31 protein-coding genes are annotated in these 25,040 nt (G+C 63.0%); 2 read left to right on the top strand and 29 right to left on the bottom strand.

What is annotated here, in order from left to right; all coding sequences use genetic code 11:
• Position 1: 1 nt before the first annotated feature.
• The 12 genes from CSQ92_RS03960 to flgB form a co-directional block, all read right to left on the bottom strand.
• Positions 2-1,048 carry a hypothetical protein gene (locus tag CSQ92_RS03960; RefSeq protein ID WP_257219119.1) on the bottom strand — a complete coding sequence of 349 codons (1,047 nt, stop codon included), beginning with the start codon at positions 1,046-1,048 and terminating at the stop codon, positions 2-4.
• A 5-nt stretch (positions 1,049-1,053) separates the two neighbouring features.
• A complete protein-coding gene (gene flgL / locus CSQ92_RS03965; protein WP_034787818.1) occupies positions 1,054-1,965 on the bottom strand; it encodes a flagellar hook-associated protein FlgL in 912 nt (303 codons plus the stop codon).
• Positions 1,966-1,975: 10 nt separating this feature from the next.
• Entirely contained in the window at positions 1,976-3,337 is a 1,362-nt protein-coding gene (flgK, locus tag CSQ92_RS03970; RefSeq protein ID WP_070253634.1) for a flagellar hook-associated protein FlgK, read from the bottom strand.
• A gap of 81 nt (positions 3,338-3,418) precedes the next feature.
• Entirely contained in the window at positions 3,419-3,814 is a 396-nt protein-coding gene (locus tag CSQ92_RS03975) for a flagellar biosynthesis protein FlgJ (RefSeq protein WP_373606014.1), read from the bottom strand.
• Positions 3,815-3,922: 108 nt separating this feature from the next.
• Positions 3,923-5,035 (bottom strand): flagellar basal body P-ring protein FlgI, encoded by a 1,113-nt coding sequence (locus CSQ92_RS03980; protein WP_034787825.1) that lies wholly within the window; start codon positions 5,033-5,035, stop codon positions 3,923-3,925.
• 9 nt (positions 5,036-5,044) lie between these two features.
• Positions 5,045-5,719, bottom strand: a complete 675-nt coding sequence (gene flgH / locus CSQ92_RS03985) for a flagellar basal body L-ring protein FlgH (RefSeq protein WP_034787828.1) — start codon at positions 5,717-5,719, stop codon at positions 5,045-5,047.
• Positions 5,719-6,507 carry a flagellar basal-body rod protein FlgG gene (gene flgG, locus CSQ92_RS03990; RefSeq protein ID WP_170846442.1) on the bottom strand — a complete coding sequence of 263 codons (789 nt, stop codon included), beginning with the start codon at positions 6,505-6,507 and terminating at the stop codon, positions 5,719-5,721. Before flgG ends, flgH begins: the two co-directional genes overlap by 1 nt.
• 32 nt (positions 6,508-6,539) lie before the next feature.
• Complete coding sequence (locus tag CSQ92_RS03995; protein ID WP_034787834.1) at positions 6,540-7,268, bottom strand: flagellar basal body rod protein FlgF; 729 nt, start codon at positions 7,266-7,268, stop codon at positions 6,540-6,542.
• Between the two features lie 26 nt (positions 7,269-7,294).
• Positions 7,295-8,473, bottom strand: coding sequence for a flagellar hook protein FlgE (locus tag CSQ92_RS04000; protein ID WP_034787837.1), 1,179 nt, complete (start codon positions 8,471-8,473; stop codon positions 7,295-7,297).
• A 58-nt stretch (positions 8,474-8,531) separates the two neighbouring features.
• Positions 8,532-9,185: a flagellar hook capping FlgD N-terminal domain-containing protein gene (locus tag CSQ92_RS04005; protein WP_070253631.1), complete on the bottom strand. Its 654-nt coding sequence runs from the start codon at positions 9,183-9,185 to the stop codon at positions 8,532-8,534.
• Positions 9,186-9,188: 3 nt separating this feature from the next.
• The gene (gene flgC, locus CSQ92_RS04010) at positions 9,189-9,605 is read right to left on the bottom strand and encodes a flagellar basal body rod protein FlgC (RefSeq protein WP_034757795.1); all 417 of its coding nucleotides are present in this window, start codon (positions 9,603-9,605) and stop codon (positions 9,189-9,191) included.
• An 8-nt stretch (positions 9,606-9,613) separates the two neighbouring features.
• Positions 9,614-9,976 (bottom strand): flagellar basal body rod protein FlgB, encoded by a 363-nt coding sequence (gene flgB / locus CSQ92_RS04015; protein WP_034758109.1) that lies wholly within the window; start codon positions 9,974-9,976, stop codon positions 9,614-9,616.
• A 254-nt stretch (positions 9,977-10,230) separates the two neighbouring features.
• Between flgB and flgA the strand changes: the two genes are divergently transcribed.
• Positions 10,231-10,878, top strand: coding sequence for a flagellar basal body P-ring formation chaperone FlgA (gene flgA / locus CSQ92_RS04020; protein WP_052140608.1), 648 nt, complete (start codon positions 10,231-10,233; stop codon positions 10,876-10,878).
• Positions 10,879-10,884: 6 nt separating this feature from the next.
• Here flgA and CSQ92_RS04025 read toward each other — a convergent pair whose 3' ends face one another.
• From CSQ92_RS04025 to CSQ92_RS04105, 17 genes are all read right to left on the bottom strand, one after another.
• Complete coding sequence (locus CSQ92_RS04025) at positions 10,885-11,637, bottom strand: glycoside hydrolase family 73 protein (RefSeq protein ID WP_070253630.1); 753 nt, start codon at positions 11,635-11,637, stop codon at positions 10,885-10,887.
• The gene (gene flgN / locus CSQ92_RS04030) at positions 11,624-12,064 is read right to left on the bottom strand and encodes a flagellar export chaperone FlgN (protein ID WP_099393299.1); all 441 of its coding nucleotides are present in this window, start codon (positions 12,062-12,064) and stop codon (positions 11,624-11,626) included. The genes CSQ92_RS04025 and flgN overlap by 14 nt, the downstream gene beginning before the upstream one ends.
• Complete coding sequence (gene flgM, locus CSQ92_RS04035; RefSeq protein ID WP_034757812.1) at positions 12,061-12,351, bottom strand: flagellar biosynthesis anti-sigma factor FlgM; 291 nt, start codon at positions 12,349-12,351, stop codon at positions 12,061-12,063. The genes flgN and flgM overlap by 4 nt, the downstream gene beginning before the upstream one ends.
• 16 nt (positions 12,352-12,367) lie before the next feature.
• On the bottom strand, positions 12,368-13,372 hold the full coding sequence (locus CSQ92_RS04040; RefSeq protein WP_034787914.1) for a flagellar motor protein MotB: 1,005 nt from the start codon (positions 13,370-13,372) through the stop codon (positions 12,368-12,370).
• Entirely contained in the window at positions 13,356-14,270 is a 915-nt protein-coding gene (motA, locus tag CSQ92_RS04045; protein ID WP_034757817.1) for a flagellar motor stator protein MotA, read from the bottom strand. The genes CSQ92_RS04040 and motA overlap by 17 nt, the downstream gene beginning before the upstream one ends.
• Before the next feature lie 56 nt (positions 14,271-14,326).
• Complete coding sequence (locus tag CSQ92_RS04050; RefSeq protein ID WP_034787845.1) at positions 14,327-15,070, bottom strand: FliA/WhiG family RNA polymerase sigma factor; 744 nt, start codon at positions 15,068-15,070, stop codon at positions 14,327-14,329.
• A 33-nt stretch (positions 15,071-15,103) separates the two neighbouring features.
• Positions 15,104-15,580 carry a flagellar basal body-associated FliL family protein gene (locus CSQ92_RS04055; RefSeq protein ID WP_081345405.1) on the bottom strand — a complete coding sequence of 159 codons (477 nt, stop codon included), beginning with the start codon at positions 15,578-15,580 and terminating at the stop codon, positions 15,104-15,106.
• Positions 15,580-16,725, bottom strand: a complete 1,146-nt coding sequence (locus tag CSQ92_RS04060; RefSeq protein ID WP_099393300.1) for a flagellar hook-length control protein FliK — start codon at positions 16,723-16,725, stop codon at positions 15,580-15,582. Before CSQ92_RS04060 ends, CSQ92_RS04055 begins: the two co-directional genes overlap by 1 nt.
• Complete coding sequence (locus tag CSQ92_RS04065; protein WP_034787848.1) at positions 16,722-17,039, bottom strand: hypothetical protein; 318 nt, start codon at positions 17,037-17,039, stop codon at positions 16,722-16,724. The genes CSQ92_RS04060 and CSQ92_RS04065 overlap by 4 nt, the downstream gene beginning before the upstream one ends.
• Positions 17,032-17,421, bottom strand: coding sequence for a flagellar export chaperone FliS (gene fliS, locus CSQ92_RS04070; RefSeq protein ID WP_034757830.1), 390 nt, complete (start codon positions 17,419-17,421; stop codon positions 17,032-17,034). Before fliS ends, CSQ92_RS04065 begins: the two co-directional genes overlap by 8 nt.
• Positions 17,422-17,471: 50 nt before the next feature.
• Positions 17,472-18,884: a flagellar filament capping protein FliD gene (gene fliD / locus CSQ92_RS04075; RefSeq protein WP_034787851.1), complete on the bottom strand. Its 1,413-nt coding sequence runs from the start codon at positions 18,882-18,884 to the stop codon at positions 17,472-17,474.
• Between the two features lie 89 nt (positions 18,885-18,973).
• Positions 18,974-19,411 carry a flagellar export protein FliJ gene (locus CSQ92_RS04080; RefSeq protein ID WP_046684908.1) on the bottom strand — a complete coding sequence of 146 codons (438 nt, stop codon included), beginning with the start codon at positions 19,409-19,411 and terminating at the stop codon, positions 18,974-18,976.
• Between the two features lie 8 nt (positions 19,412-19,419).
• Complete coding sequence (gene fliI / locus CSQ92_RS04085) at positions 19,420-20,730, bottom strand: flagellar protein export ATPase FliI (RefSeq protein WP_099393301.1); 1,311 nt, start codon at positions 20,728-20,730, stop codon at positions 19,420-19,422.
• Positions 20,727-21,416 carry a flagellar assembly protein FliH gene (gene fliH, locus CSQ92_RS04090; protein WP_034787861.1) on the bottom strand — a complete coding sequence of 230 codons (690 nt, stop codon included), beginning with the start codon at positions 21,414-21,416 and terminating at the stop codon, positions 20,727-20,729. Before fliH ends, fliI begins: the two co-directional genes overlap by 4 nt.
• Entirely contained in the window at positions 21,413-22,453 is a 1,041-nt protein-coding gene (locus tag CSQ92_RS04095; RefSeq protein WP_034787864.1) for a flagellar motor switch protein FliG, read from the bottom strand. Before CSQ92_RS04095 ends, fliH begins: the two co-directional genes overlap by 4 nt.
• Positions 22,431-24,161 (bottom strand): flagellar basal-body MS-ring/collar protein FliF, encoded by a 1,731-nt coding sequence (gene fliF / locus CSQ92_RS04100; RefSeq protein ID WP_099393302.1) that lies wholly within the window; start codon positions 24,159-24,161, stop codon positions 22,431-22,433. Before fliF ends, CSQ92_RS04095 begins: the two co-directional genes overlap by 23 nt.
• Before the next feature lie 60 nt (positions 24,162-24,221).
• Complete coding sequence (locus CSQ92_RS04105; protein WP_034787870.1) at positions 24,222-24,560, bottom strand: flagellar hook-basal body complex protein FliE; 339 nt, start codon at positions 24,558-24,560, stop codon at positions 24,222-24,224.
• Positions 24,561-24,584: 24 nt separating this feature from the next.
• On the opposite strand from CSQ92_RS04105, the gene CSQ92_RS28565 reads away from it, so the two are divergent.
• On the top strand, positions 24,585-24,824 hold the full coding sequence (locus CSQ92_RS28565) for a hypothetical protein (protein WP_139144441.1): 240 nt from the start codon (positions 24,585-24,587) through the stop codon (positions 24,822-24,824).
• The last annotated feature ends 216 nt before the right edge of the window (positions 24,825-25,040 follow it).

The following is a 25,040-nucleotide window of genomic DNA, read 5'->3' on the forward strand; positions in this document are numbered from 1 at the left end:
GTTATTCCAGGCCCAGCAGCGCGACGACGCGCTCGCGGCTGATGCCGACCAGCGCCGAGCTGATCGCCAGCAGTGATTCATAGCCGGGCTGGCTGGCTTTTTCCGTGAAGTTTTCCGCCAAGGTATCCATGCTGACGTTGACTTGCTGCACCGGTTGCGCGCGGGCGACCCGTCCCGTCGCTTGCGCCAGGGCCAGGCTGACGGAGCTGCGCGCCGCCTGCAACTGCGCCAGCGCCTGCACCACTTGCTGCAAGGTGGCGCGCAGGGCTTCCACGTCGCCGGTACTCCATTCTTCCGGGGCGATGGCGGCCGGTTCCGCATCCGTGCGCACGCGGCTCATCTGGCCGGTCGGGTAGCGGATGCCGCTGCCGCGCACGGACAGGCTGTCGCGCACGCTGGCCCAGGCCGCTTCTGACGTGCTGAACACCAGTTCGCCATTCTCGCCCAGCTTGACGCCTATGCCTGACGGCATCAGTGCGCGGTCGAAGCGGGAGACGATTTCGTTCTCGCTCAGGCCAGGTTCGATATTCACCGAGCGCAAGGCCTGGCTCGCGCCGCCGACGGAAAAGGCCAGCACTTCCTGCGGGCCTTCCTGCAGGCTGGCCATGGTCAGGCCGCGGATGCTGAAGTTCTGCTGTGCCGCCTGCGGGCTGGTATAGCTGAGCTGTGCATCGAGCGTGCCGCCCGAGGCGCTGGCGCGCTGGCGCCAGGTATTGCTGAACTGGCGTACTCTGGCCTCGACTTGCCCTTCGCGTCCCTGGCGCGCGGCCAGCTTGGCCGCCAGTTCGCTTTTCAGCGCTTGCAACTGGCTGCTGCTGCGTTCCAGGTAGTCCAGGGTTTGTTGTGCGTTAGAAATTTCCCCCTGCAGCTGGTGATCCCAGTTGCTCAGGCCACGCTGCAGGCTCGCCGTCGAACTCCTCGCTGCCGGCGCCTCGCTGCGCGCGCTGGCACTGCTTTTGACCGCGGCGGACGCGTCATCGACGACGCGGGCTGTGCCGGCGGCTTTGGCATTGACGCCGGAAGAGGAGGAAGTCTGAACGATTTGCATGATGGTCAGAGAAGATCAAACAGGGAAATAGTGCCAACCTTGGTGTAGGCTTTATAGGTTGCCTGCAGGGCCGTCTGGTAGCCGGTCAGTTCAATCGCCGCCGCGCCCATATCGGTCTTTTTCAGGTCCAGCAGGGCTGAATTGTTCGACAGCGACACATTGGCCAGGTTGCCGGACAGCGTGGTGAGTATGTTTTGCGCGCCGCCGAAGATGGCGATCTTGCCAGAGAGCAAATCCATGCCATCATCGGTGCCGCCCAGGCCGTCGTTGACGATGGCGCGCACTGCCGGGTCGTTGGGGTTGACGCCCGGCGTGCCGAGCGTGGTGATGACCTGGTCGATCTTGTTGAGCCACACTTCCAGGTTCTTCACGTCGACGTTGGCCGCCTGCGTCACGCCGTTGCCCACTACCACGGTTTGCGTGTCGGTGTTGCCGATGTAGCTGTAGCGCGAGCCGGCGGCTGCCGTCGGGTCGTATTTGATTGCGGGCTGGTCGGTCGCTGTGCCGGAAAACATGTAGCGGCCTTCCTGGTCTTTCAGGTTGGCCGTGTACAGCACGCTGTCGCGCATGGCCGTCAGCGATTGCGTCATCGCATTCAGGTCGCCCGGCGTATTGCTGCCGTCGGCGGCCCATACCAGCAAGTCGCGCGCCTGGCCCATGTCGGTGACCATGCTCGACAGGTAGTTTTCATTCTTCAGCAGGCGCACTTTCACCGTGGCGATATTGTCCTGGTACTGCGTGACCATGGCTTGCTCGCGCGTCAGGCGCGAAATGCGCACGTTGCCGATCGGATCGTCCGATGGCAGCTGGATGCGCAAGCCCGAAGACATTTGCTGCGTCAGGAAGTTGATGCGTTCCTGATTTTGCTGAAGCGAAATATTGATCAGCGATTGGTACTGGCTACTGGCGACACGCATGATCTTCTCCTTAACCCATCATTTGCAAAGTGGCGTCAAACAAGCTATTCGCCACGGAAATGACTTTCATGTTTGCTTGATACATATTCTGGAATTCGACCAGGCTCATCGCTTCTTCATCCTTGTTCACGCCGCTGGTGGACTTCCAGTCGTCGATCGCTTGCGCGCGCACCGTGTTGGCCGTCTTCAGCAAGGCCTGGTTCTGCTGGCTGTAGATGCCCAGCTTGCCGACCAGTTGCGTATCCGCGTCGCTCATCAGGACAGAACCGACCCAGCTGACGGTGATCGGCTGATTCTTGATCTCGATTAATTTCTGCAAGTTGCCGCTGTCGCCGGCCTGGCCCGTCAGCGACAGGGCCAGGTCCTTGGCGTTGAAGCCGGGGGTAATGCTCAGCTTGCCATTCGCGTAGGCCAGCAGGGGGCCACCTGGGGTGCCGGCCATGGTCTTGCCCAGTGCCAGCTGCGCGTTGACCTTGTTGGTCAACTGGGTGGCCATGTCTTGCAGCGACTGCTGCAGCGGTTTCAGGGTATTTTGCTCGAACTCGCCCAGGCCGCCCATCTGCCCGCCGATGGCGACCGGGTCGAGCTTGTACGAGGACTTGGCGAAATCAAGGCTCAGTGTCTGTTCGCCGGTGTTCGTCATGTTGCTGCTCATGGTGCCGGCCAGGCTGCCGATCACCAGCGGCTGGCCCGACTTCAGCGCGATATTGCGCGAACCGTCCGGCTGGTCGAGGACCTCGATGCCCATTTGCGAGGCCAGGCCGTCGATCAGCTGGTCGCGCGCATCCATCAGCGACGACACATTCGTGCCGGCGGCGGTGGAGGTGCTGATGCGCTGGTTCAGCGCGGCGATATTGGCCAGGGTGGTATTGACTTGCGGCACGATCGCTGCACGTTGCTGCTGCACCGACAGCAACTGGTTGCCCATGACGGTGCTGATGCTGTTGAAGCGCTGCGCCATGGCGTCGGCGGAGGTGACGATCTGCTGGCGCAGCGGCGTCGAGGTCGGGTCGACGGCCGAGGCATTGAGGGCTGCGAAAAAGCCGTCGATGCCGTTGCTGATGCTGGAAGCATCGTCGCCCATCACGCGCTCGAGCTGCGTCAGGTAAGGCTGGGTCTGCGAACGGGCGCCCTGGTCGGACGCGGCGCGCCACATTTGCTGGCTCTTATAAGCATCGGCAAAGCGCAGCAGGGCGGACACTTCCACCCCATTGCCGGCCGAGCGCACGCCCGCGCCGGCACCAAGCGAGGACAACAGCACGCCCTGGCGCGTATAGCCCGCCGTTTGCAGGTTGGCGATGTTCTGGCTGGCCGCATTGAGTGCGGCCTGGGCGGCGATGCTGCCTGACAATGCATTGCTGATGATGCTCATTGGGCAAGTTTCTTTCGTGAAGAGAGTGGCGCGTGCTGGTGGGCAGGCATTGAATCGTTGTTACCTTGTACAGGCGACGCTTCAGACGTATTTATTAAGCGGCGCTGCAATATTGTCGGTCTTGACAGTGCTTTTGGCTGCCACGGGGGCGCTGGCCGCCGGCAGCAGCTGGCGCAGGATGGCGTCGGCGATGCCGAAGGCGCGCTGGCCGGCCATCTTGTCGGCCACCAGGTTGTCGGCCATTTCCAGCATATCGTTGTTGATGGGATCCTTGAAGACGCTGTCTTCGCCCGCCATCTCGCGCGTGCCCGAACGCATCTGGCGCAGCATGTGCGAGATGAAGAACGCTTCGAACTTGACGGCCGCCTCGGTGGCCTTGGCCGCGTAGCGCGGATCGGCCGGCGTGGCGGCGGCAGGGGAGCGGTCGTCGAGCGCCGAGGGCAGGGCGCTGCTGCTGTCGTTTACATTCATTTCCATTCAGCTTTCAGTGTTCGTCAAAATGTTCAGGGCAAGGCGCATTGCCGAAGGCAGTACGACTGTACGACGAGGCAGTGCAACGCAGTCCTGGGCTTTTTGACGGACACGTTAGATCACCACCAGTTCGCCTTCGATGGCTCCCGCCTGGTCGAGGGCTTGCAGAATTGCCATGATGTCATCGGGCGAGGCGCCCAGACTGTTGACCACGTCGATGATCGATTGCAGCTTGGCGCCGGCCGGCCATTTGAACATATTGCCGTTGCCCTGATCGACGGACACTTTGGATTGCGGCGTGACGGTGGTCTGGCCGCGGCCGAACGGCGCCGGCTGGCTGACGGCCGAGCTTTCGGAAATGACGACCTTGAGCGAGCCATGCGTGACGGCGGCCGCTTTCACGCGCAAGCCTTCGGCGATGACCACGGTGCCCGTGCGCGAATTGAAGACCACTTTCGGCGTATCGACACCGACATCGACGCTCAAGGCTTCGAGCTTGGCCATGAAGGCCACGCGCTGGGTCGGGTTTTCCGGCGCCAGCACTTCCACGCTGGTGGCGTCGCTGGTGGTGGCGACGGCGCCAAAGCGGCGGTTGACGGCTTCGACGATATTGATGGCCGTCTCGAAATGCGGATGGCGCAGATTCAGGGTGACGGTCGGCTTGGTCGAGAAATCGCTGAGGATTTCGCGCTCGATGTTGCCGCCGTTGGGAATGCGGCCCGAGGTGGGCGTGTTGACGGTGACGGACGAGCCGCTCTTGCCGGTGGCGTTCAAGCCGCCGACGACGACGTTGCCTTGCGCCAGCGCATACGTTTCATTGTCGGCCGCGCGCAATTGCGTCAGCAGCAAGGTGCCGCCGCGCAAGCTTTTCGCATCGCCCAAGGATGATACGGTCACGTCGATGGCCTGGCCACGGCGGTATCCCGGAGGAAACACGGCGCTGACCATGACGGTGGCGACGTTCTTGCTTTTCGATTCGGCGCCGTCCGGCATTTTCACGCCGAACTGCTTGAGCATGTTGACCACGGACTGGCTGGAAAACTTCACCTGCGTGGTGTCGCCGCTGCCGTTCAGGCCCACGACGAGGCCGTAGCCGACCAGCGGGTTGTCGCGCACGCCCTCGATGCTGACCAGGTTGCGCAGCACTTGCGCGGCGCTGGCGGGCAGGGCAAAGCCGGACAGCGCAGCGAGCATGGCTGCCAGGGGCAGGGCGGAACGAAATTTCATGAGGTCACCTTAAAACGGCATCCATGGGCCGACGAAGAAACGCGTCAGCCAGCCTGGTTTGTTGGCTTCGGCCAGGGTGCCCTGGCCGGAATAGGCGATCTGCGCATTGGCGATGCGCAACGATGACACCTGGTTGTTGGAATCGATATCGGCCGCGCGCAGGTAGCCGCGCAGGCGCACGAATTCCTCGCCCTGGTTCAGGGTCAGGGTTTTTTCACCCTGCACGCGCAGCAAGCCGTTCGGCAGCACTTCCTGCACGATCACCGTGATGGCGCCGGACAGCGCGTTTTGCTGCGTGCTGGTCGAGTCGCCGGCGAAGTTGCGGTCGGCAGACAGGTCGATGCCCGTCTTGGGGAAGGTCTTGCCGAGGATATTGGCCGCCTGCACGCCGACGGACGAACCCTTGTTGAACGAGGTGCCCGCCTTCTTGCTCGCCTGCGTGGTTTCCTGCAGGGCCACCGTGACGACGTCGCCGACGCGGAAAGCGCGGCTGTCGGAAGTCAGGGCCAGGCCCGCATCGGGATTGAAGACGCCGCCGGCCACGCCGCCGCGCGCAGCGCTGCGCGGCGCCACGGGCAGCGGCGTATCGGAAAAGCTGGGCGCCAGAGGGGCCACCGGCTGGCTGGCGCAACCGGCCGCCAGGACCAGCAGCAGGGCCGCTCCGGCTTTCAGTGCGGCCTTCATCAACGTGCCGCTTGCGCCAGGTATTGCAGCATATTGTCGGCGGCCGACAGCACCTTGGTATTCATTTCATAGGTGCGCTGGGCAGCGATCATGTCGACCATCTCTTCGACCACTTGCACGTTCGAGCCTTCCAGCGCGAACTGCTTCAATTTGCCCAGGGCGCCTTCGCCGGGACGGCCTTCCGTCGGCGTGCCGCTCGATGCCGTTTCCTGGAACAGGTTTTCACCGAGTGCCAGCAGGCCGGTCGGGTTGACGAAGCTGGAGAGGTTCAGCTGACCCAGTTCGGTACCGGCGACATTGCCCGGCACGGTGGCCGTGACCATGCCGTTTTCACCGATGGTGATGGCCGTGGCGTTGTTCGGCACGGTGATCTGCGGCACCAGGGGCAAGCCCTGGGCGTTGACCATCACGCCGTTTTCATTCAGGCTCAACTGGCCGGCGCGCGTGTAGGCCGCTTCGCCGTTCGGGCGCAGCACTTGCAGGAAGCCGTTGCCGGTGATGGCGACGTCGAATTCGCGGCTGGTCGTTTGCAGGCTGCCGGTGGTAAATACCTTTTGCGTGCCGACCATGTGCGTACCGTTACCCAGCTGCACGCCCGATGGCGAGAGGGTGTTGTCGGCGCGCTGCGTGCCCGGCTGCTGCTCGACCTGGTAAAACAGGTCTTCGAAGACGACGCGGTCGCGCTTGAAGCCGACCGTGTTGACGTTGGCCAGGTTATTCGCGATGGCTTGCAGTTTGGCATCTTGTGCCTGCACGCCGGTCTTGCTGATCCACATTGCTGGATTCATGTATTGCTCCTAATAATAGATTGGCGTTGGGCTTAAGCGCCCAGCAGGCGGTTGCCGGACTCGGTCATGGAATCGCTGGCCTTGAAAACTTTCATCTGCATCTCGAAACTGCGGTTCAGGCTCATGGTGGCGACCATTTCCTCGACGGCCGAGACGTTGCTGCCTTCCAGGTGGCGGTCGCGGATGCGTACCGTCGGATCAGCTTGCAGGTCTTCGCCGCCGCGCGCCACGATCAGGCCCGCTTCGTTCTTGGTCAGCTCGCCCGCTTCGGCGTTGACCAGCTTGAGCTTGTCGACCGTCTGCATCTGCGCAGTGCCCGGCACCTGGATGGAAATCGTGCCATCGCCGCCGATCGACAGGCTGGTGTGCTCGGGAATCGTGATCGGACCGCCTTCGCCCAGCACCGGCCGGCCGTTGATGGTCAGCGCGCCCGTTTCATCGAGGTCCATGGCGCCGGCGCGCGTGTAGGCTTCGCCGTTTTGCCACTGTACCGCGAGAAAGCCGGGGCCCGTGACGGCCACGTCGAGTTCGCGTCCCGTTTCCTTGATGGCGCCCGTGCGCGTGCCGATGGCGCTCGACTGCGTCTGCGTCATGTGGCGGTCGTCGTAGCCATAGCCGTTTTGCAACGGCTGGGCAGTGGAGACTTCCAGGTTGGCGCGGAAGCCGCCCGTTTCGATGTTGGCCAGGTTGTTGGCGTGTACCTGCTGTGCCCGCAGGGCACGGTCGGCCCCGCTCATGGCGGTATAAATCAGCGCATCCATTGCTCTTTACCTTTGCGTATCGTGGATTACAGCGCTTGCATCAGCGATTGCAGCATGGCGTTCTCGGTCGAGATGACCTTCGAGTTGGCCTGGTAGTTACGCTGCGACGTCATCAGGCCCACCAGTTCGGAGGTGATGTCGACGTTCGACTGTTCCAGCGAGCTCGTCACCAGTTTGCCGGCCATGCCGACGCCCGGACGGTCATACATGGCGGTGCCGGAGGTGGTCGAGGCGACCCAGCTGGTATCGTTGACGGCCGTCAATGCGCCTTCGTCAGGGAAGGTAGCCAGGGCGATCACGCCGATACTCTGCTTTTGGCCGTTCGTGTATTTCGCCACGACGGAGCCGTCATCGGCCAGTTCCACGCCCGTGTAGGTGCCCGAGGCATAGCCGTCGGCGCGGTCGGTCGAGGTGGTGGCTTCGCCGGCGAACTGGGTGGTGCCCGTGTAGTCGATGACGACCGACAGCGCCGCCGCGCCAGGCGGCGTCGGCAGCACTGGCGTGGCGCCCGTGCCGGTCACCAGCTTGCCGTTCGTGTCGAAGGTCATGCTCGTCACCGGCGTCACATCGGCGTTGTCGAAGGTGTAGTGCACGTCCACGCCCGTTGCCGTCTTGACGAAATACTGGCCCAGCGAGTGTTTGGCGCCCAGCGAATCGTAGACGATCGAGGACTTGGCGCTGTTGTAGCTCAGTTCGTTGGTCTTGTTGAACGGCGGCGTTTTCACGGTCCATTCGGACGACATGTTGGCGGCATACGCCAGCTTGGTCGAGGCCACGGCGGGAATCTGGCCCGTTGGAATGAGCATGTCGCCCATGGTGCCCAGCGTGGTGCTGCCCTTGACGGCGGCATAGCCCTGCACCAGGCGGCCATTCGCATCGATCAGCTTGCCTTCATTGCTGGCCGAAAAGATACCGACGCGGCTGTAGGTCATCGTGTTCTGCGCATCGCGCGTGACGAAATAGCCGCGGCCATCGATGGCCGCGTCAAGCGCGCGGCCCGTGTTCAGCACGCCGCCATTGAGCGACATGCTTTGCGTCAGCGAGCCGATTTCCGTGCCCGTGGCGCGCGAACCGGCGTACATGGCCGAAAAGTTGGCGCGGCTGCTCTTGAAGCCGTAGGTGCCGGCGTTGGCGATATTGTTACTGGTGCTGTTCAACTGTTGGTTGATGGACTGGATACCGGACAGGGCGATGTCGAAACTCATGTTGACTTCCTTTAGTGAAGGACGAGATTAGTGTTCAGGAAACGAAGGGAAGGGCGGATCAGGCCGTCTTACCGTTAAAGCCGGTGATCGCGCCAGGGTTGACTTCACCCAGGTTCGACACGCTCAGAATCATGCTGCCGCCGGCCGACAGGCGCACGCTATTGAGCTTGCCTGCGATGTCGACCGTCGGTTTTTCGGTGCCACTGGTCGTCACCGCCATGGTATAGGTGCCAGCAGGCAAGCCCAGGGCCACGGGATCGATGGTAAACGGTACCGTGCCGGCACCTTTGGCGCCCAGTTCGATCTTGTATTCCTTGTCGTCGATGCCTTTCAGGGTCACCGTGGTCTTGGTGGTGCCGGCCGCGAGCGCGATGCTGCCGCTGACCTTGCTCTTGTCGAGCTGGACCGTTTCGCTGTTGACCATCACTTCGGAGCCCACTTGCGCGCCCAGGGCCAGCACCTGCATCGATTGCAGCACGCTGGCATTGGCGCTGGTCAGCGCCGACAGATTTTGCATCGCTTCCGTCTGCGCCTGCTGCGTCAATTGATTGACGAACTGGCTCGGATCGGTCGGCGCGAGGGGATCCTGGTTCTTGATCTGGGCCACCAGCAATTTGGTGAACATATCCTGGGTGGCATTGCTTTGCGACTTGACGGCATTGCTGCCGCTGTTGCTGCCGCTGGTGTTGTTTGTAAAGAGATTGGTTTCCATGGATTATGCTTCACCTAATTTGAGGAGCGATTGCTGCATCGACTTGATGCGGCCCAGAACTTCGACATTGGTTTCAAACGCGCGCGACGCCGACATCATGTCGGTCATTTCGGCCACCTGATTGACGTTGGGGTAGAACACCATGCCATCGGCATTGGCCATCGGGTGGCCCGGTTCATACACCTTGCGCAGCGGCTCGTCGCTTTGCACCACGTCGAGCACCTGCACTCTTCCACCGGCGCCGCTGGCACCGGGGCCATCCATCACGGCCGCAAATACGGGCTTGCGCGCGCGGTAGGTTTCGCCTTCGGAACCGGCCACGGAATCGGCATTGGCCAGGTTGCTGGCGATGGTATTGAGGCGCACGGTTTGCGCCGCCATCGCCGAACCGGCGATCTTGGAAATATCCTGGAAGCTCATGCTGATCCTTATTGTCCGGAAATGGCCTTGGACAGACCCTTCAGTTTCATGTTGACGAAAGTCAGGCTGGTCTGGAAGTCGGTGGCATTCTGCGAGAACGCCGCCTGCTCGACGCCGATTTCGACGGTATTGCCGTCGCGGCTGGGGTGATAGGGGACGCGGTACAGGGCGCTGGCATCGTCATCGGTCGACAGCAGGCCGGCTTCGTTGTCCTGCAACTGCTGCAGGGCGCTGCCGAAATCCATGTCCATGGCCTGGAAGCCGGGCGTGTTTTCATTGGCGATGTTGGCGGCCAGTACGCGTGTACGGTCGGCACGCAGCGCGAGCGCATCGGCGTGCACGCCCAGCGCATCCTTGAAATTAATCCCCATGGTCATCCTTTGTGTTGAATTCGTTCGTGCTTTTTGCGGTTCGGGCTAGAAAATAGGTGGTGCAGAGGTAAAATCCCAGCCTGGTCATGTTGACGCATGGTAAGGTCATGCCGCTTCAGTATCTTTGATTAAGGTTAGCAATGATTTACTTTGAGAACTATTCCGTGATGTGGAACAAGGCGCAATGTCGTCACATACTGCTTCCGGGCCTCTTTTTACTGACCAGCCTATATAGTAGTGCAGGACGCGCAGAATTGCCAGCCGACAATATATTTTCGCGTGTGGAACAATTGGCGCGCGAGCAATTGGCGCAGCAGGCAGCCTCGGCCGGATTGCTGGAACCGCAGTTTCAAGTCACCGTGGTAAAAAGCACGCGCCCCGTGCCGGCGTGCGCGGCGCCCGTTGCGCTGGAAACGGCGGACAGCCGCTCGGCGCAGCGCATGCGCTTTGTCGCAGTGTGTCCTGGGAGCAACGGTTGGCGTTATGAAATGCTGGCGCGCGGCAGCATCACGGCCCAGGTGGCCGTCACCAGCGTCCCCGTCACGGCCAATACGCCGTTGCAGGCGGGCGACGTGACCCTGGCGCGGCGCGACGTGACGATGGTGCCCGACAGTATTGCCTCCTTGCCCGGGGCCGTTGGCCTGTCGAGCCGGCGCAGTTTGCGTGCCGGCGAAGTGTTGCGTCAGGGACAACTGGCATCGCCCGTGCTGATCAAGCGGGGCAGTGCGGTGAATATCGTGGCGCGCAAGGAGCAGGTGGAAGTGAGCATGGCCGGCGAAGCGATGGATCCGGGGGCGCTGGGCGAGGTGATTCGCGTGCGCAACGCCACCAGCGGCACGGTGATACGTGCCAGGGTGGTCGATGCGGGCGTGGTGGAACCGGCCGAACTTCCCGGCCGTTAAGGAAAATCAGTCTGCGGCGGCCGTGCGCTGCAGACGCGTCGCCAGCTGCGTCAGCTTGGCGGCGTAATTCGGATCGGTGGCATAGCCGCCGCGCGCCAGGCCTTGCGCGAAGGCGCCCGCGTCGGCACCCGTGTTCAGGGCGGCGCGGTAGCGCGGATTGTCGAGCAAGACTTGCGCATAGTCGCGGAAGGCGCTGGCCTGGTCCGGATAGCTGCGGAAACGTTCCGTTTTCTTCAGGGCCGTGCCGCTGCCCGCCTCGTATTCGGTGGTGACATTGCTGGCCACGTCGCCCTGCCATTTGCCGCCGGCCTTGATGCCGAACAGATTATTCGTGTCCGCCCCCGTGCCCTGGCGCAGCGGACGCTGGCCCCAGCCCGATTCCAGTGCCGCGTGGGCGGCGACGATTTCCGGCGCGACGCCCAGGCGCGCGCCTGTTTCTTGCGTCCACGGCTTGATCGAGGCGAGAAATTGCTGCTGTACTTCGCCGATTTCTCCGCCCTGGTTGATGCTGCCCAGCACATTGACGGGCTGGCTCTGTTCCAGGTAGGCGCGGCCTTGCGGGTTCAGGCTGGTGGCATTGCCGCCGCCCTGTTCGATGAAGCGGGCCACTTCGCCCTGTACTTGCCGGAACACGCTGCTGAAGTTGCCGCTGGAACTGGTGGCGTCGGTGGCGCGCATATTGCTCTGCACGGCGGACGTGGCTGCCGTCGACGGCGTTGCCGCCGTGGCGCGGGTGGTCAGGAAATCAGCCTGGCGCATACGTATCTTCCTCGCCATGCAGCACGCGCTGCATGATGCTGTACTGCTCTGTTAATAAATCACTGTTGCGGGCGTTCAGGCGCTTGCATTCAAGCACCATCTGCTCGAGCGCAGCCCAGTCGCGTTCGGCGCACGCACGCGCGTCTTCTTGCAACAGCGCAAACAATTGGGACATGTCGCCTTGCGGGCCCAGCAGGGCCGTGACGAGGCTGACCCGCTGGCGGCGGCGCGCATCGAGCGGTTCGACGGCGGCGATGACCTGGTCGGCCAGCGCCGTCAGCTGCGCGCTGCGGTGGTGCAGGGTGGCCTGGAATTGCTCTTCCAATAAGGTTTGCAGGGCGGCATAGCCGATGCTGTCGTCTTTCATGCCTTGCAGCACGCGGCGCACGGCTTCCTGGCGCGTGATGCCCTTGCGCGCTGCGGTCACGATTCACCGCCGTGGAAGCGCTGGATCAAGCCTGCCAGTTTTGATGGATCGAACGGCAATTCGCCCTTGGCCAGCGCATCGCGCAGCATGGCCACGCGCTCGTGGTCGATCTCGGGCATGGCGCGCAGGGCGGCCATGGCCGGTTGCAGCACGGCCGATTGCAATTCCGCCCCGGCCGACGAGCCGCCCATGGCGCCGGCGGCGCCCGCGTTCTCGGCGATCGCCTCGGCCGGCGCGACGGCGCTGCTGCGCACGGCAGCACCGGTATTGCCGGAGGAGATTTTCATACGTTGTCCCTTGCCCTTAATTTGCATGCTCATCCCGCTCCTTCTTTGCGGGCAGGCCCAGTTTTTCGCGCAGGCGCTGCAAGGTGCCCGCATCCGGTTCACCCACCTGCAGCTCGTCGCCTTGCGGCTTTTGCCCGGCCATGCCGAACATGGCGGCGATGCTGTCTGCCTGGCCACGCGTCAATATTAACAGTTCGATGCGGCGGTTGATGCCGGCGCTGGCGTTTTTCACGTCCAGCGGCGCGCGGTCGGCCATGCCCACCACTTGCAGCACGCTGTCCGGACTCATGCTGCCGATCAGCAATTGCGCTCGCGCCGACATGGCGCGGTTGGCCGACAGGGTCCAGTTCGAATAGCCTTCATAGCCGTTATTGGCGTATTGCAAGGAATCCGTGTGGCCGACGATCAGCATCTGGTTTTCCATTTGCGCAAACACGGGGCCCATCTGGCGCAGCAGCTTGCGGAAGCGGTCGGTCGGCACGGCGCTGCCGCGCACGAACATGCCTTGCTTGTCCGTATCGTGCAGCATGACGCGCAAGCCGTACGGCGTGATCACGGATTGCAGGTTGCTCTTGAGTCCCGCTTCGTCGCTGAGCTTGTCGAGCGCGCGCGACAAGGCCATCAAGTCTTCCGGCGACTGGTAGCTGACCTTGGTCTGGTTTTGCGGCGCGGAGCCGGCTTTGCCGTCCTGCATCTGCTTGCCTTCCGTGCGCGTGTCGCCCGAGCCCTTGCGGGGCATGGGGAAGCGCTCGATCAGGCTGCCGCGCGGACCGCCACTCTGTTCCGGCATGACGCCCTGGCCTTCGCCCTGGCGGCTGCTGGCCGACGCATCCATCATGATTTCCTTCATTGCCTGCTGCTCGCGCGCGGCCATCAGCCACAGCACGAGGAACAGCGACAGCAGGGCCAGGCAAAAGTCGGCGAATGCTACTTTCCAGGCGCCGCCATGACCATCGTCGTCATGCTTGCGGCCAGCACGCTTGATGATGGCCTGTTCATGTTTCTCATGCGGCTTTAGCACGGCGGCCTCCCCGGCCTTGGCCCTGCTCTTGTTCCGCGCCGCCATCTTCCAGCGCATTGATCCAGCTTTCCAGCTGGGCGAAGCTCGGCTTGATGTTCAGCTGCACCAGGCGGCGGCCCGCATCGATCGCCAGCAGGGGCGGCTTGCCCGCCACGTGCGTGACCAGCACGACCTTCACGCATTCCATGGTCGAGCCTTCCTCGCCCACCAATTGCTTCATCATGTTGCACATCGGATCGAGCACGCCGTAGCAAAAGAAGATGCCGATGAAGGTACCGACCATGGCGGCACCCACTTTTTCCGAAATTTCCGCCGCATCGGCGCCGTCGGCCACGGAATTCATGGCCATCACGATGCCCAGAACGGCAGCCAGGATACCGAAACCTGGCATGGCTTCGGCGATCTTGTGCAGGGACTTCGACGGTTGCAGCAATTCGTCGTGGATGGCTTCCAGTTCCTGCTCCAGCACGCCTTCGAGCTCATGCGCGTTGATCTTGCCCATCGCCATCAAACGGAAGTTGTCGACGATGAAGGCCAGCAGCTTCGGCTCTTCCAGTACCAGCGGATAGCGCTGGAACAGGGCGCTTTCGCGCGGTGCCTCGACGTGGGCGTCGAGCGCCTTCAGGCCTCCGGCGGCCGTTTGCAGCAGTTCATACATCAGCAGCAGCAACTGGCGCTGGAATTCCGAGCCTTGCTTCTTGTGCGTGACGATCTTGCGCATCTGGTGCAGCATTTCACCGAGTACATGCTTGGGGTTGCCCAGCACCAGGGCGCCAACGGCGGCGCCGATGATGATGATCAACTCGACCGGTTGCCAGATCGCGTGGACGGTGCCGCCCATCAGGGCGAAGCCTCCGAATACACACCCCATCACGATTAAGATACCGATAATTACCATGTCAACTGCCTTTCTGCGTCATTGTGCTGCGTCAATTTGATGGATCTTGCTTACTCTTATGCGTCTTGCAGCATGGCTTTCATCTTGCCCAGCGCCGTCTTGTTGAGCTGGCAGACGCGGGCGTCGCTCAGGTCCAGTACGGCGGCAATTTCTTTATAGCTCAGTTCGAATTCGTAATACATCTGCACCACGCGCTGTTCCCGTTCGTCCAGCGTGCGCAGCGCCTGTTCCAGGCTGCGCCGCACCATCAATTGCTCTTCCGGGCTCGGTGCGCTGTCGGCTTGGCCCAGGCTTTCCTGCAGCACTTCGTCGAAACTGGCGATCAGCTCGGCGTTTTCCGCCAATTGATATTCCTGGAAGGCTTCCGGCGTCAGTTTCAGGGCCGCCATGATTTCCGCTTCCAGCGGCTCGCGCCCCAGGCGCCGGGTCAGGGCGCGCACGCTGTCGCGCAGGCGGTGGCTTTCCTGGCGCACGGCGCGCGGGCGCCAGTCCTGGCGCCGCAGTTCATCGAGGATGGCGCCACGGATGCGCAGGCTGGCATAGCTGCCGAAAGACTGATCCGGCACGCCGTAGCGGCGCAGGGCTTCCAGCAGGCCCATCAGGCCAATCTGTTCCATGTCGTCGCGGTCGATGGCGCCCGACACCTGCGAATTGAGCTGGCGCACGATGCGTTTCACCAAAGGGGAGTACGCGACCAGATGTTGTTGCTCTTCAGCAACGCTGAGCACGGCCGCGCAAGCGCTGGCGGCCGCATATTCGCCGGCGCCATACGCTTCCTGGTATTGCTCTACATAGGCCAAGGGATCTCCCACTAGGTCGGCTGGCGTGTTGGCTTATTCAATGATCAGCTTGCCGACCATGACTTCGGTGAAGGGTTTTTCCATCTGCTCGCGTTCATAGCTGACATTGAAGGCCTTGTTGATCTGTTCGGCATACTGCTCCACTGTCATGGTCTGTGCCTTTTCCATCGGAAAGCTCGACAGGGTGCTGACGGCGATCGAGCGCATCAACGGCAAGTGGTCCTTGGTCAGCTTTTCCTTTTCCTCGGTGGTGGCGATCACCAGGTCGGCCGACAGGTAATGCGTTTCACCGTCGCCGGGACCGCGGCGCAGCATCACGATAACCTTGTCCAGGGTAATGAACTTGCGTGCCTTCTTGCCCGTGGCGGGCGGTGGCGGGGCTTTCGCTTCGGTGGCATCGGCATGGCCGGCAACCGGCTTGGCCAGGTACCACATGGCGCCGCCAGCCGCGCCGGCGGCCAGCACTGCCACGGCGACAAAGCCGCCGATCAGTTTCATTTTCATATTCATCAGGCGCTCTCTCGCTCGTGCATGGCGTAAGTGGTACTGGCAGTGCTGCCGTCGGACAGGGCGCGGCCCGGTTCGGCATCATCCTGCTGGCGGCCCGGTTGACGCTGGCCGCGTGCATCGCCTTCGGCAAACGCCTGGGCGGCCGGGCTGCGCGGGGTGGCGCTGATATTCACGGCCACCTCGGTGTACTGGCGCTGTGCCAGGTCGCTGCGCATGTTTTCGCCGATGCCTTGCAGCTGGCGTAACACTTCCGAGTTCGACGCCGTGACGTTTACCTGCAGCGCACCGGCCGTGTGGCGGATGGAAATTTCAATGCGGCCCAGCATGGGCGGGTCGAGGCGGATCGTCGCGTGTTCGCTGTTGCGGCCGATCTGCGTCTGCAGGCGTTCGCCCAGCGCTTCGCGCAGCGGTTCCTGCCATTGCTGGGCAGGGCCGTTGAGCTTGATGGTATCGCCGGCCGGGGCCGCCGTAGCCGTATTGCCCATGGCGCCCGTCAAGCCCAGGTTGGGCGCGGCTGGCGCGGGCGTCGCGGCGCTGCGTTCGCCATCGCGCGCGGCAGGGGCGGCGACGGCGCTTGCCGGAGCGGCTTGCTGCAGCAGCGATTCGAACGGCTGTGCGGGCGCGCTGCCCTTGGCGGCGCTCGCCGGGATGGCTGCTGCCAGCGGTTCGCGCGTATCGCGGCCTGCCGGCTGCGCCGTTCCCTGTGCGGTGAGGGTGATTGCCGCCGGATGCAGGCTGATGTTGAGTGCCGGGTTGGCTTGCGCCACATTCGCCTGGGCTGGTGTCTGTGCCTGCGCGGCGGCGCGCGCCTCGGCTGCGGCCGGGTCCGTTGGCGGCAGCAGCGTCACAGGCAGGCCGATGACGGGCGCTGCCATGGCAGGCAAGCCGCTGTCGGCCTGGCTGTCGCTGTCGCCATCCTTGACGGGGGCGGGCGCGGGCGTGCCGGCATCGGCCGACTCCCCGCCTGTCACATCGAGCACCTGCGCAAACAGGGGCAGTGCGGAGGGCGCGGCGCCGTTGCTGCCATAGCCTGGCGTGCCAGGCAAGGTGGCCGTCTGTGCCGGCGCTGGCGCCGACGCTGGTGTCGGTGCCGCATTGGCCGCCGCTGCCGGAGCGGCCGGCGCCTTGTTGAAGTTCATGATCATGCTTGATTCCCGTCCGAGTCGTATTCGCCGAGCGCGGCGTAGGCGACCCAACCTTCCTTATTTGCCTGTAATGCACCCAGGTGTTGACCCAGGCGTTCTTTTTCCGCAGAGCAAATTTTAACCGCTTGCGCGTGAATTTTGCGCAATTGCAACAATTCTGTTTGTTCCAGCGCATTCCATGCGCCACGTTCGGCCAGCAGCGGAATGTTTTTCGCCAGGCTGGCCGAGAGTTTTTCCATCGCCTCCCAGTCCGCCTGGGCGACCGCCGCGCTCAAATGCCGGCTCAGCTGCTGCAGCGCAGCGCGCCTAGGCATTATTCGCCTGGACGCCCACCCAGCCACGCTTGATGGTGGTCATCAAGGTAGTCACTTCATCGATCAGCGTCGGGTCGAGCTTGATGCCGGCCGTGTACAGGCGCGCCACGCAATAGTCGTACAGGCGCGCCAGGTTGACCACCACTTCGCCGCCATTGTCGAAATCGAGCGAGCTCGACAGACCGTTGATGATCTGCGTGCATTTATCCAGGCTGATGGCCTTTTGCTCGTAGCGCTTGCCCACGATGTGCCCGCGCGCGCGCGCCAGTTCTTCCAGCAGGCCGTCCGTCAGCACCAGTACCAGTTCGACCGGTGTGGCGCGGGCGGTCTGGGAATCCAGGTTGACGGCATGGTAGCTGCCGTAAGCTTCATTGTTCAACATTATTCTCTTCTCGCTATGTTAACTGTGGCGGCGCGGCAGGCACGTCCGCCTTAGGATTTATCGTTACTAAACATGGCATCGAACATGTCCGAATTCCGCGTCATTTGCTCCTGCAATACTTGCAGGCGGGAATATTGGTCCAGGAAACGGGTGTAGGCAGTGTTGTACTGGTTGGTCAGGCGCTCGGCGCTCTTGGCCAGGCTTTTCTGCAACTTGTCCGTCGCTGCCATGCGCTGGGTGATCTGGCCTTTGGTGACATTGCTCCACTGTCCCAGCACCTTGTCCAGGCCGCCGAGCACGCCGGCTGGGGCCGACAGGCTGTTATTGCCGAACAGTTTGTCCAGGCCGCCAGGATTGTCCGCCAGCTTGGCCGTCAGCTTGGCCGTATTCAGGCTGATCGTGCCGTCGCGCTGGGCGGTAATGCCATACGCTACCAGCGATACGCCATCGACGTTCAGGCGCAGGGCATCGCCCATGCTGGTGCGCAGGGCGTTCAGGCCGGAGTCGTGGGCAAAGATGCCGGCAGCGATATTTTTTTCCGGATTGCCGGGGCTGGCCAGGCCATCCATTACGCTTTTCAGCTTGTTGTAGGCATCGACGAAAGCTTGCACATTGGCAATGGTGCCGGCGCTGTCGGTGCCGACGGTCACGGTCACGGGGCTCTCGCCTGCCGTCATGGCCTTGGTGAACGTCATTTTCACGTCAGGTACGTTGGTGAAGGTATTCGAGGCCTGCGTGATCTTGGTGCCGGAACCCTGCGCGCCCAGCCAGACGATGGCGTCCTTCGGTGCCGCGATGGCTTTTATGTCGCTCTGCAGCGCTGACTTCAGGCCCGCATCCGTCACGCTGTTGGTGTCGATCGAGACGGCATTGGCCACGCCGGTGAGATTCGACGTCAGCACCAGTTGCGCCTGGTTGCCGATATTGATGACGGAAGCGGTGACGCGCGCATTATTCTTGCTGTTGCCATTGATGGCGGCGGCGATTTCCTGCGGCGTCAGGTAGGCGTCGCCATCCTTGTTGGCGGCGGCCAGGTCGATGTCGAAGGCGTTGTCGGCGGTGACGGCAGCCAGCGGATCGCCGAGGCGGATGGTCATGTTGCCGCCGTTGGCTGGCGTGGTGCTGCTCAAGCCGCCATACGAGGTCTGGCTGGCCGTGGCCAGTTGTTCGACAAAGAACGCGTAGCTGCCAGGCGCCGCCTTGATGCCGGCCGTGCCCGTGCCATACGCGGTATTGCTGAAGGTGGCGGACTGGCTCAGCACCGATTTGCTGGACGTCATGGTCGTCATCGCCAGCTGGAATGCCGAGATGGCCGATTTCAGGTTGCCCAGCGCGCTGCTGGTGTTGTTGGCCAGCGTGGTCTGATTCGCCAGGGCTGCCTTTTGCGCCGCCACCGATTTGGTAGCCAATTGTTCTGCTGTGACGATCGGATCGTATCGTGGTGCGGTAATTACGTTTGCCATGCCAGACTCCTGAATAAAGGGATATACCGGTACAAGGCGACCCCCATTCCCGTTTCGTGAAGTTTTCCTGAAAGAAACTTACACAAACCTCATTTTACCTGCCCGCGGAACCAGAATTGCGTCGCCAGCTCGTCTTGCCGCTTGGCATCAACTCGGTGTTGCTCATTTGCAACATGCTTTTGCTTTTGCGTCAGCACCTGGTCCAGCACTTCGCGCTTGGCCCAGGCCGTATTCAGCGCGCGTTGCGAAACGGCCATGTTGGCTTCGTGCAGGTGCAGATCGGTACGGTGCTGGTCGGCCATCTGCATCACGGCTTGCTTGAAGTTGCCGCAGTTGACGGACAGGGCCAGGGGCAGGGCGCCGCTGGGGCCGCTATCCGTGTACAGGCCCGTCAGGCGCTCCAGGTTTTTCTGGTAGCGCTCGCGCACGGCCGTCTGCGCCGCCATTTCGCCTTGCAGGCGTTCCACTTCGGTGCTGCGCAGGCCGACCAGGGTGGTCAGGTTGCGGATGGTATGCGCGTCGCTCACGTATGCTCCTAGGCCATGATCTGTTCAAGTTGTTCGATGCACGGTCCCATCGGCGCCTCTTCCTTGGTGCCCTGGCACAGGAAGGCTTCGATGGGCGCGTGCAGCTGGACGGCGCGGTCGGTGATCGGGTCGGCGCCGGGCACGTAGGCGCCCAGCGGGATCAGGTCGCGCACGCGCGCATGGCGCGCCATCGACGCTTTCAGCGCGCGCGACGCCTGCATGTGGCTGGGCGTGATCACCTGCGCCATGCAACGGCTGATCGAGGCGGCGATGTCGATGGCGGGGTAGTGGCCCCGCTCGGCCAGTTCGCGCGTGAGCACGATGTGGCCGTCGAGAATCGCGCGCGCCGTGTCGACCACGGGATCCTGCTGGTCGTCGCCTTCGGCCAGCACCGTATAGATGGCGCTCATGCTGCCTTCCGGGTGGGCGCCGTTGCCGGCGCTTTCCACCAGTTGCGGCAGGTTCGAGAAGACGGACGGCGGGTAGCCGCGCGTGGCCGGCGGCTCGCCCAGTGCCAGCGCCACTTCGCGCAAGGCCATGGCATAGCGCGTCAGCGAATCGACCAGCAGCAGTACGTGCTTGCCCTGGTCGCGGTAATGGGCGGCGATCGAATGGCACAGCTCGGTGGCCATGATGCGCATCAGGGGCGACTCATCGGCCGGTGCGATCACCAGCACGGCCTTTTTCAAGCCTTCGGCGCCGAGCGACTTTTCCACGAATTCGCGCACTTCGCGGCCCCGTTCGCCGATCAGGCCGACGACGACGACATCGGCCACCGTCTGGCGCGTGATCAGGCCCAGCAGCACGCTCTTGCCCACGCCGGAACCGGCCATCAGGCCCACGCGCTGGCCCTTGCCCAGGGTCAGCATGCTGTTGATCGCCCGCACGCCCACGTCCAGCGGTTCTACCACCGGTTGTTTCTTCAGGGGATTGATCTTCGGTGGCGTGACTTCCAGGATGTGTTCGCCACCGAGGCGGCCCAGGTCATCGATCGGCTCGCCCAGGCCATTTACCATGCGGCCCAGCCAGGACGGGCCGATCTGCAGGCTGGCCTTGTCGGGCAACGGGAGAACTCTGGCGCCGGTGGTCAGTCCTGTCGCCTTCTTGAACGGCATCAGGTAAGACAGTTTTTCGCGAAAACCGACGACTTGCGCATCGAGCCACTCACCGTTCACAGTTTCAATTTGACAACGCTGGCCCGTGTGCAGGCGGCAGCCGGCGCTTTCCAGCAGCAGGCCGGAGGCGCCGACCAGGCGGCCGGTCGGTGTCGCGACCGGGATATCGCCGATCTCGAAACTGCGCAGCGTGTCGGCGATCATGCAGGCGCGCCCTGGTCCGCGTGTTCGGCGGCCAGCGCCAGGTGGCTGCTGACCTGTTCCATGCAGGCGGACAGGCGCTGATGGCAGCCCGCGTCGACTTCATTGTCGCCCGCCTTGATGCGGCATTCGCCCGCGTCGAGGCGCGCGTCGGCGATCAGGTTCCAGCGCTTGGCGCGCTTCGGATCGAGTTCGCTGATGCGTTTCAATTCTTCCGGATTGAGGAAGACGTCGATTTCTTCGCGCGTGGGCGGCATCGAGGCCAGGGTCTCGTCGACCAGGGCCAGCAATTGCACCGGCTGCAGCGCCAGTTCCGCGCGGATCACCTGGCGCGCCACCTTGGCCACCAGGTCGACCACTTCCTTGCGCTGCGCTTCGCGGTAATCGGCGCGCACTTTTTTCAGATCGCGCAAGATGGCGTCGACAGGACGGGCCAGGCGGTCCAGGGCCACCAGGGTTTCATTGCGGCCTTCTTCGCGGCCCTGCGCCATGCCATCGTTGCGTCCGGTGTCGTAGCCGTCCTGCTGGCCTTGCACCAGGCCCACTTCGTAGCCGTCGCGCTGGCCCTGCTCGAAGCCTTCCGAGACGGACGCCTGCCACTGGCCATCCGTGTCCTCGTTGGAGGCGCGCTGGCCGGCGGCGATGAATTGCGACAGGGGCGGGAAACGATACGAGCGGAAGTGTTTCATTCGATCACCGCTTCGGCAAACAGTTGCACTTCGATCTCGCCCGCATCGGCGAGGCCCTTGACGGTGGCCATGATTTCCTGGCGCGTCTGTTCGATGCGCGACAGCGGTACGGGGCCGGAACGGCGCATCATGTCTTCGAAGCTCTGCGCCTGGCGGCGCGGCATGGTTTTCAGCACGGCGTCGCGGATCGACGGTTCCGCGCCCTTGAGGGCGATGGCCCACTGTTCCATCGGCACGTCTTCCAGGATGCGCGTGAGCGTGACATCGCTTTGCGTGGCCAGGATCAGGAAGTCGTACATGCTCAGCTCGATTTCCGACACCACTTCCGGGTCGTGCGCGCGCAGCAGTTCGACCAGCGCGGCGCGGTTGCCCGGCATGCGGTTGAGAATCTCGGCCGCCTGGCGGATGCCTTCCACGCTGGTGCTTTGCGTGTCGAGCGTGCCCAGGCAGCGGCCCACCAGTTCGTCGAGCTCGACCAGCAGGTCGCGGTCGATCTCGTCCAGGCGTGCCAGGTTCAGCAAGACCAGGTCGCGGCCTTCGACGGGCAGGGCATCGAGAATCTGGCCGGCCAGCGCGGGCGGCAGGAAGGCCAGGAACACGGCTTGCATCTGCACGTGTTCGTTGACGATGTATTCGGCCAGCCATTTCGGCGAAGCCCACTGCAGGCGCGCCATCTTGGGGCGGATCGCGTCGCCGTAAATATTGTTCAGCACGCTATTTGCGATATCGCTGCCCAGCGCCATGTCCAGCGAGCGCTTCAGGTAGCTGCGTGAGGCGCCGTGCACGCCGCTTTGCTGGCGGTAGTCGTCGAAGAAGGTCTGCATGGCCGTTTTCACGGATTCGACCTTGATGCCGCTCATGCGCGACATCACTTGCGTGACTTCCAGCAATTCTTCACGCGACAGGCAGCGCAGCACATTGGCGGCCTGTTCTTCGCCGATGCTCAGCAGCACGATGGCCGCCTGTTCCACGGGGTTCAGGCTGACGCTTTCGTATTCTGCGCCGTCGGAGGGATTATTGTTGTTGAGTTCGGCCATTTTTCTGCATCCATTGTTTGACGACTTCGGCGACACGCTCGGGTTCTTTTTCAGCCAGCACTTTCAAGTGGTCGACCATCACGTCGACCGCCGAGCCAGGTGGCGGCAAGTCATAGTTTTCCAGCAGCGGCACGACCGGCATGTTGCCGGCGGCGGCCTCGCCTTCGAGCGCCAGCGGGCTGCCATTCACGCCCAGGGCAGGCGCGCCGGCTGCGGCCACGCCATTCGCGCCGGCGGCGCTGTTGCCGCCCAGTGCCAGGGCGGGATCGAGTTGTTTCAATGGCGGCGGCGCCAGGCGCGTGGTCAGCAGGCGCAGCAGCGGACGCAGGATCAGGAAGTAGCCGAGGATGGCGCCCAGGGCGTACAGCAGCCAGCTGCTGAAATCGACGACGGTATCGCGCTCTTCCCACCACTGCGCCACGGGCGGCTTGGTCGGGAAGGCCAGCGCCGTCAGGCTCAGGCTGTCGCCGCGCTGGGCGTTGATGCCCAGGCCGCTGCTCAGCATTTTTTCAATATTGCCCAGTTCGGCAGGGGTCCAGCCGGTTTTCGGATTCGGTGCGGCGGCGCTGTTGAGGACGACGGCGACGCTGAGTTTTTCCAGGCGGCCACGGCTGCGCTTGATCTGCGTGATGCTGCGGTCGTAGGCGTACTGGCGCGTGGTGGCGTTCTTGCGGGCCGTGCCATCGTCGGATGGCTTCGGCGCACCATCGGCGGGGGCGGCGCCGGCGGCGTCGGCCGGTGCCGGCACGGCGGCCGCTGGCGGACGGTTCGACAGGCTGCCGGGAATGCCGGCCACGGTGCGGTTGCGTTCCTGCTCTTCGCGCATCGCTTCGCTCGTCACTTTCGGGGCTTCGCCGTATTTTTCCAGCGTTTCGTCCACGCGGTCGTTGTTCACGGCGGCCGTTACGCTGAGCTTGAAGTTGTCTTCGCCGATGACCGGGCCCAGCAAGCCCGTGACGTTGCGGCGGATTTCATCCTGGAAGCGTTTCGCGCCTTCGTTGCCGGCGGCCGAGGCATCGAAGCCATCCGTCAGGTCGATGTGCGAGGACAGCAGGTTGCCGCTCTGGTCGACCAGGCTCACGCGCGTGGGCGCCAGGCTGGCGACACTGCCGGCCACCATGTTGATGACGGCGGCGATCTGTTCCTGCGCCAGGGTGCGGCCCGGTTTCAGCGCCACCACGACGGAAGCGGAGGATTTGTCGCCGTCGCTGGCGACAAACGAAGTCGATTTGGCAATCGACAGATGGACGCGCGCCGAAGCGATCGCGTCCATCGTCATGATGCTTTGCGCCAGTTCGCCTTCCAGGCCGCGGCGGAAGCGCACGTCCTGCACGAATTGGGAGACGCCCAGCGGGTCGTTCTTGTCCATCAGCTCCAGGCCGGCCGGCAGCTGCGCCGTCACGCCTTTCGAGGCGAGCAGCATGCGCACCTTGCCCAGCATGGCGTCGGGCACCAGCACCTGGCCGCTGTCCGGATGCAGGCGGTAAGGGATGTGTTCCGCGTCCAGGGTGGCCATCATGTCCGTCACGGCCACTTTTTCGCGCGCGCCAAACACCGGCTTGTAGTTGGCCTGGTCGCGCCAGGCATACATGGTCACCATGGCGGTGATGCCGATGGCCAGCACGACGATGGGAACCAGGTTTTTCAGCAGGGCGGGCGGAATGGCGGGCTGGGCGCCAAGGCGCCAGCGCGCAAATGCGGACTTCATGGGGGTAATCACTTGGGGTAACTTTCGCTGGGAGGCTGGGCGTGGATCAGGACGTGAAGATTACAGAGGCAGTTTGATGAGTTCGTCGACGGCGCCCATGACCTTGTTGCGCACTTGCATCAACATGGAGAAGGACAGGCTCGCTTCCTGGCTGGCCAGCATGGCGCCGACCATGTCGTCGCTCTTGCCGCTGTCGACGTCGCTCATTTTTTGCGCGGCCATGCGGTCATCGCCGTTGACCTTGCCGATGGCGTCTTTCATGCTTTGCGCAAAGGAGAAGCCGGATTGTTCCGGCGCGCCGAACTGGGCGGCAGGCGCGATGCTGGCGCCCAGGGCGCGCGCGTCATTGCTCAGTGCTGCCAGATCGGCCTTGATCAGACCTGCGAGTTCGTTGCTCATCTTGCCCTCTACTTTCAATATGCGGTGACGTATCAATCAGAAATTACTGGTGTTGCCATTCCGGCAGGCATTACATCCAATGCCATCTTGCCCGGCCCGATTTCAGGACCCATCAGTTTTATCAGTTGCCACACCATCCGCTCAAGCAGACTCAAACAAACCCAGCAAACCCACGCCAACATGATTTACATGGCCATGATAACTAATATTTATCTGATAAAAGTTTCTGCTGGTGGCAATAAGAAGGACTGGAAACTGCCATAAAAACCGGAATCAGGTAAGCGGAATGGCGCACTGCAAATCACTATTTTGTCGCTATAAGCTTACCTCGGGGCAACTATAAAGTAAAGAGAGGATTGCCTCAAGGAATATTGATACATGGCAATATTTAGCATTTTCATGTATTGTTCAGCACCGTAGTCATCTAGCATGCGATACGATGCGCAATCGTTTGCTTGCGGATCGGTTTGCAAGGTCAAG

It is taken from the genome of Janthinobacterium sp. BJB446, assembly GCF_002735655.1.
Lineage (GTDB): Bacteria > Pseudomonadota > Gammaproteobacteria > Burkholderiales > Burkholderiaceae_D > Janthinobacterium > Janthinobacterium lividum.